At 74.0% G+C, this 4,201-nt stretch carries 4 protein-coding genes; 3 read left to right on the top strand and 1 reads right to left on the bottom strand.

Annotation, left to right across the window (positions count from 1 at the left end):
* The first annotated feature begins 212 nt into the window (after positions 1-212).
* From LCE31_RS19345 to LCE31_RS19335, 3 genes are all read left to right on the top strand, one after another.
* On the top strand, positions 213-1,562 hold the full coding sequence (locus tag LCE31_RS19345; protein WP_225015822.1) for a DUF2252 domain-containing protein: 1,350 nt from the start codon (positions 213-215) through the stop codon (positions 1,560-1,562).
* Positions 1,563-1,888: 326 nt separating this feature from the next.
* Positions 1,889-2,590 (top strand): hypothetical protein, encoded by a 702-nt coding sequence (locus LCE31_RS19340; RefSeq protein ID WP_225015821.1) that lies wholly within the window; start codon positions 1,889-1,891, stop codon positions 2,588-2,590.
* 58 nt (positions 2,591-2,648) lie between these two features.
* Positions 2,649-3,464, top strand: a complete 816-nt coding sequence (locus tag LCE31_RS19335; RefSeq protein ID WP_225015820.1) for a thioredoxin domain-containing protein — start codon at positions 2,649-2,651, stop codon at positions 3,462-3,464.
* Positions 3,465-3,556: 92 nt separating this feature from the next.
* Here the strand turns inward: LCE31_RS19335 and ybaK are convergent, their stop codons facing one another.
* The gene (gene ybaK, locus LCE31_RS19330; protein ID WP_225015823.1) at positions 3,557-4,003 is read right to left on the bottom strand and encodes a Cys-tRNA(Pro) deacylase; all 447 of its coding nucleotides are present in this window, start codon (positions 4,001-4,003) and stop codon (positions 3,557-3,559) included.
* Between the last annotated feature and the right edge of the window lie 198 nt (positions 4,004-4,201).

Raw genomic sequence — 4,201 nt, 5'->3', positions numbered from 1 at the left:
AACACCGCGGGCCCCCGGCCCCGCGGGCGGGGGGGGGCGCGCCGGGCGCGGGGGGGGGCTTTCGGGCCCCGGGGCGGGGGCCGGGGGGGGGGGGGGGGGGGGGGGGCGCGCCGCCGGGGCGCGCGACCACCGGAAAGCGGGACCTACGTGGGGAACGTGGGCCCGACCCGGCCGGCACCGCCGGCGGACCCGCGACCAGGAGGCACCAGACGATGTCGGCTCCCCGACCCGTGGCAGCAGCGGACGAGCGGCGCGGGGGGGAGATCCTCGCCGTCTTCGACACCGCCTTCGGCGAACTCCTCGCGGCGGACCCCGCCGCGTTCCAGGTGAAGTTCCGGAAGATGGCCGCCTCCGCGTTCGCCTTCTACCGCGGCACGGCCTGCCTCTTCTACCGCGACCTCGAAGACCTCGAAAACGGCGCGGAGAACCGCGCCTACCAGGACGAGCGGACCAGCCGCGTATGGGTCCACGGCGATCTGCACGCCGAGAACTTCGGTACCTACATGGACTCCGGCGGCCGCCTCGTCTTCAACGTCAACGACTTCGACGAGGCGTACGTCGGCCCCTTCACCTGGGACCTCAAGCGCCTCGCCGCGTCCCTCGCCCTGATCGGCTACGCCAAGGCGCTGAGCGACGCGCAGATCACCGTTCTCGTCGAGACGTACGCCGCGGCCTACCGCGAGCGCGTCCACGCCCTCGCCGCCGGTGTCGGGAACGACGAGGTCCCGCCCTTCACCCTGGACACGGCACGGGGGCCGCTGCTGGCCGCGCTGCGCTCGGCGCGCTCGCTTACCCGCTTCTCCCTGCTCGACTCGATGACGGAGATCCGCGACTGGGAGCGCAGGTTCTCCCCGGGCGCCGGCTCCGTCGAACTGGACGCGGCGACCCGGTACAAGATCCTCGACGCGTTCGACGGCTACCTGGAGACGCTGCCAGAGGCGAGCCTCACCCGCCCCGACTCCTACCGCGTCAAGGACGTCGTGGGGCGGCGGGGCGTCGGGATCGGGTCCGCGGGCCTGCCCTCGTACAACATCCTGCTCGAGGGCAACAGCGACGCCCTGGAGAACGACGTCGTCATCTACCTGAAGCAGGCCCAGGTCCCCGCCGTGTCCCGGCACGTCAGGGACGGCGCGGTGCGCGGCTACTTCCAGCACGAGGGGCACCGCACCGTCATCTCGCAGCGCGCCCTCCAGGCGCACGCCGACCCGTGGCTCGGCTGGACCGAGCTCGACGGCGCGGGCCAGCTCGTCGCGGAGGTCTCGCCCTACGCGGTCGACCTCGACTGGTCGGACATCGACGACCCGGACGAGATCGCGGGCGTCGTCGCCGACCTCGGCCGGGCCACGGCGACGATGCACGCGGCTGCGGACGACGACAGCGGCCACAGCCTGGTGCCGTTCTCCACGGAGCGCGCCATCGACGCGGCCATCGCCGCCGACGAGGAGGGCTTCGCGCCGTTCCTGGTGGACTTCGCGCACGCGTACGGGGCACGCGCGAGGGCCGACCACCAGATCTTCGTGGACCTGTTCCGCAACGGACGCATCGGGAAGGGGCTGCTCTAGCGGCTCCGGCGGCCTTCGGCGGTCCCGGCTGTGCCGGTGGTCCCGGGCGATCCCGGCGGCCCTGGGCGGTCCCGGCGGTCCTGACGGTCCCGGCTGTGCCGGTGGTGCGGGGCAGGACGGGCGGCGGTCCTGACGGCCCCGGCGCCCCGGGCGATCCTGGCGTCCTGACGGTCCCGCGGGTGCCGGTCGGCACGGTGCCAGTGGTGCCGGTCAGCACGGCCCCGGCGGTGCCGGTCCCCGTGGTCCGGGCCGCCGCGCCGGGGATCGGTATCGGTTCCGACACCTTTAGATCCCCCTGACAGGCTCCCGTGGCACACTCGGGTCCGATGGACATATCCGCGACGCGTCTGCGAGCCGCGCGGGCAGCCCTCTTCACGGCCCTCGTCGTGACGCTGTCCGCGGGCTCGCACGTGCTGCTCTCGCGGTCCCCGCTGCCGCTCTCGGTACTCGGGGTGCTGACGGCGGCGGTCTTCTGCGTCGCCTACGCCCTGGCGGGCCGCGAGCGCGGCTACTGGGGCATCGCCGCGCTGCTCGTACCCCTTGAGCTCGCGGCGGACACCGTCTTCACGACCGGACAGCAGGTCTGCTACGGGCCCGTCGGGGGACCGGTCACCGGCTCCCTGCGCTCCGTCGGCTTCGACGTCCTGTGCGGGCACCCGGTCGGCGCCCACCTCCCGGGCGTCGGCGCGATGGACGCCCCGCAGGGCCCCGCCGCCGCCTTCCTCGCCTCGTCCGACCGGCCATGGCTCCCATGGCTGCTGCTCGCCGTCCACGTGTCCGTGGGCCTGCTGGCCGCCGCCTGGCTGCGGCGCGGCGAGCGCGCGGTCTCGGGCCTCTTCCTGACGGTCGCGGTCTTCGCCTTCCGGCCGCTGCTCCTCGCCGTCCGCGCGGCGACGCGGGGCGCGTACGGGGCGCCGCGGGCGTCGCACCGCCGGGCCACGCGCGCGCCGGGAGCCCGCGCCACCCGGCTTCTCGTCCACTCCGTGGGACGCCGGGGACCGCCCGCTCCCGTGCTCGGCATCGCCTGAGCACGGTTTCGGTCCCTTCCCCCCGTTCTTCTTGTTTCATCACACGGAGTGATCAGTCATGAGTGCACGCAACAGCTCCGCCAACAAGGCCGCCGCACGCGAGCGGCTGCGCGCCGAGCGCGAGAAGCAGGCCAAGCGCGACAAGATCCGCAAGCAGTCGCTGGTCGCCGGTTCCGGTGTCGTCGTCCTGGCGATAGCCGCCGGCGTCGTCCTGCTGGTCCACAACAACAACAAGCCCTCCGCCTGGGAGGCGGCGGGCAAGGTCACGAACGTCGTCGCGCCGAAGAACACCTCGGGCACGGACGGCACGACCGTCGTCATCGGCAAGTCCACCGCGAAGAAGACGCTGGTGGAGGCCGAGGACCCGCGCTGCCCGATCTGCATGCAGGCGGAGAACGGGTTCGGCGCGACCATCCACAAGGACGTCGACGCCGGCAAGTACAAGCTCCAGTACATCGGGGCCGACTTCATCGACGACCACGACAACGGCCAGGGCTCGAAGAACGGCCTGTCCGCCCTGGGCGCGGCGCTCAATGTCAGCCCCGACGCGTTCCTCCAGTACAAGAGCGCCATGTACTCGGCGAAGTTCCACCCGGACGAGAACAGCGACAAGTTCAAGTCCGACGCGTACCTCCTCAAGATCGCCGACACGGTTCCCGCGCTGAAGGGCAACGCCACCTTCCAGAAGGACGTGAAGGACGGGACCTTCGACGCCTGGGCGCTCAAGATGGCGGCCAAGTTCAACAAGGACGGCTACACGGCCACCCCGACCTTCAAGGTCGACGGCAAGACCCTCTCGGTCCCCGGCGGCCAGGACCAGCCGCCGCTGACGCAGGACCAGTTCAACTCGGTCATCGCGCCCGCGCTCAAGTAGCCGGAGCGTCCGAGCCTTCGGAGGCGGAAACGGGGACGGCGGGCCGAGTCCCCCGCTTCCGCCTCCGCCCGCGGCGCCCGGTGCCCGGCCCGCTACGGCCGGGCCACCGGCGCGACCGTGGCCGACGTCAGCTCCGCCAGCGCGCCGGGCGCCAGCTCCACCTCAAGGCCCCGCCGCCCCGCCGAGACGTAGACCGTCGCGTGGGCCGTCGCCGAGGCGTCCAGCACCGTCCGCAGGGCGCGCCGCTGCCCGAGCGGCGAGATGCCGCCCCGCACGTAGCCCGTCGTGCGCTCCGCCGCCGCCGGATCGGCCATCGCGCCGCGCTTGCCGCCGACCGCCGACGCCAGTGCCTTCAGGTCCAGCTGCCCCGTCACCGGGACGACCGCCACCGTCAACTCGCCGTCCACGTCCGCCACCAGCGTCTTGAAGACCCGCTCGGGCGGCACGCCCAGGGCCTCGGCGGCCTCCTCGCCGTAACTCGGCGCCGCCGGGTCGTGCTCGTACGTGTGCAGGGTGTACGGCACGCCCGCCGCCGTCAGTGCCGTTGTGGGGGGGGGGGCGCCCCCCCCCGGGCGCGGGGGGGTAGCCCACCCGCCGGGGCCGGGGGGCCGGGGGGCCCCCCCGAGACGGGGGGACGGGGGGCGCGGGCGCCGCCGGTGGCGGTACCCGGTGGCGCGGGCCGGCGCGCCGGGCCGGCGCGCTGTCCTCGCCATCCTGGCCCTCCCCCGTACGCCGTC

The organism is Streptomyces sp. 8L (assembly GCF_020176795.1).
Taxonomy (GTDB): Bacteria; Actinomycetota; Actinomycetes; order Streptomycetales; family Streptomycetaceae; genus Streptomyces.
Note: the sequence above shows the minus strand (reverse complement) of the source record. Positions and strands in the feature narration are given on the sequence as shown.

What these genes read in the sequence shown, in the direction of transcription:
- LCE31_RS19345 (WP_225015822.1), top strand. Translation starts at nt 213, where the DNA reads ATGTCGGCTCCCCGACCCGTGGCAGCAGCGGACGAGCGGCGCGGGGGG.
- LCE31_RS19340 (WP_225015821.1), top strand. Translation starts at nt 1,889, where the DNA reads ATGGACATATCCGCGACGCGTCTGCGAGCCGCGCGGGCAGCCCTCTTC.
- LCE31_RS19335 (WP_225015820.1), top strand. Translation starts at nt 2,649, where the DNA reads ATGAGTGCACGCAACAGCTCCGCCAACAAGGCCGCCGCACGCGAGCGG.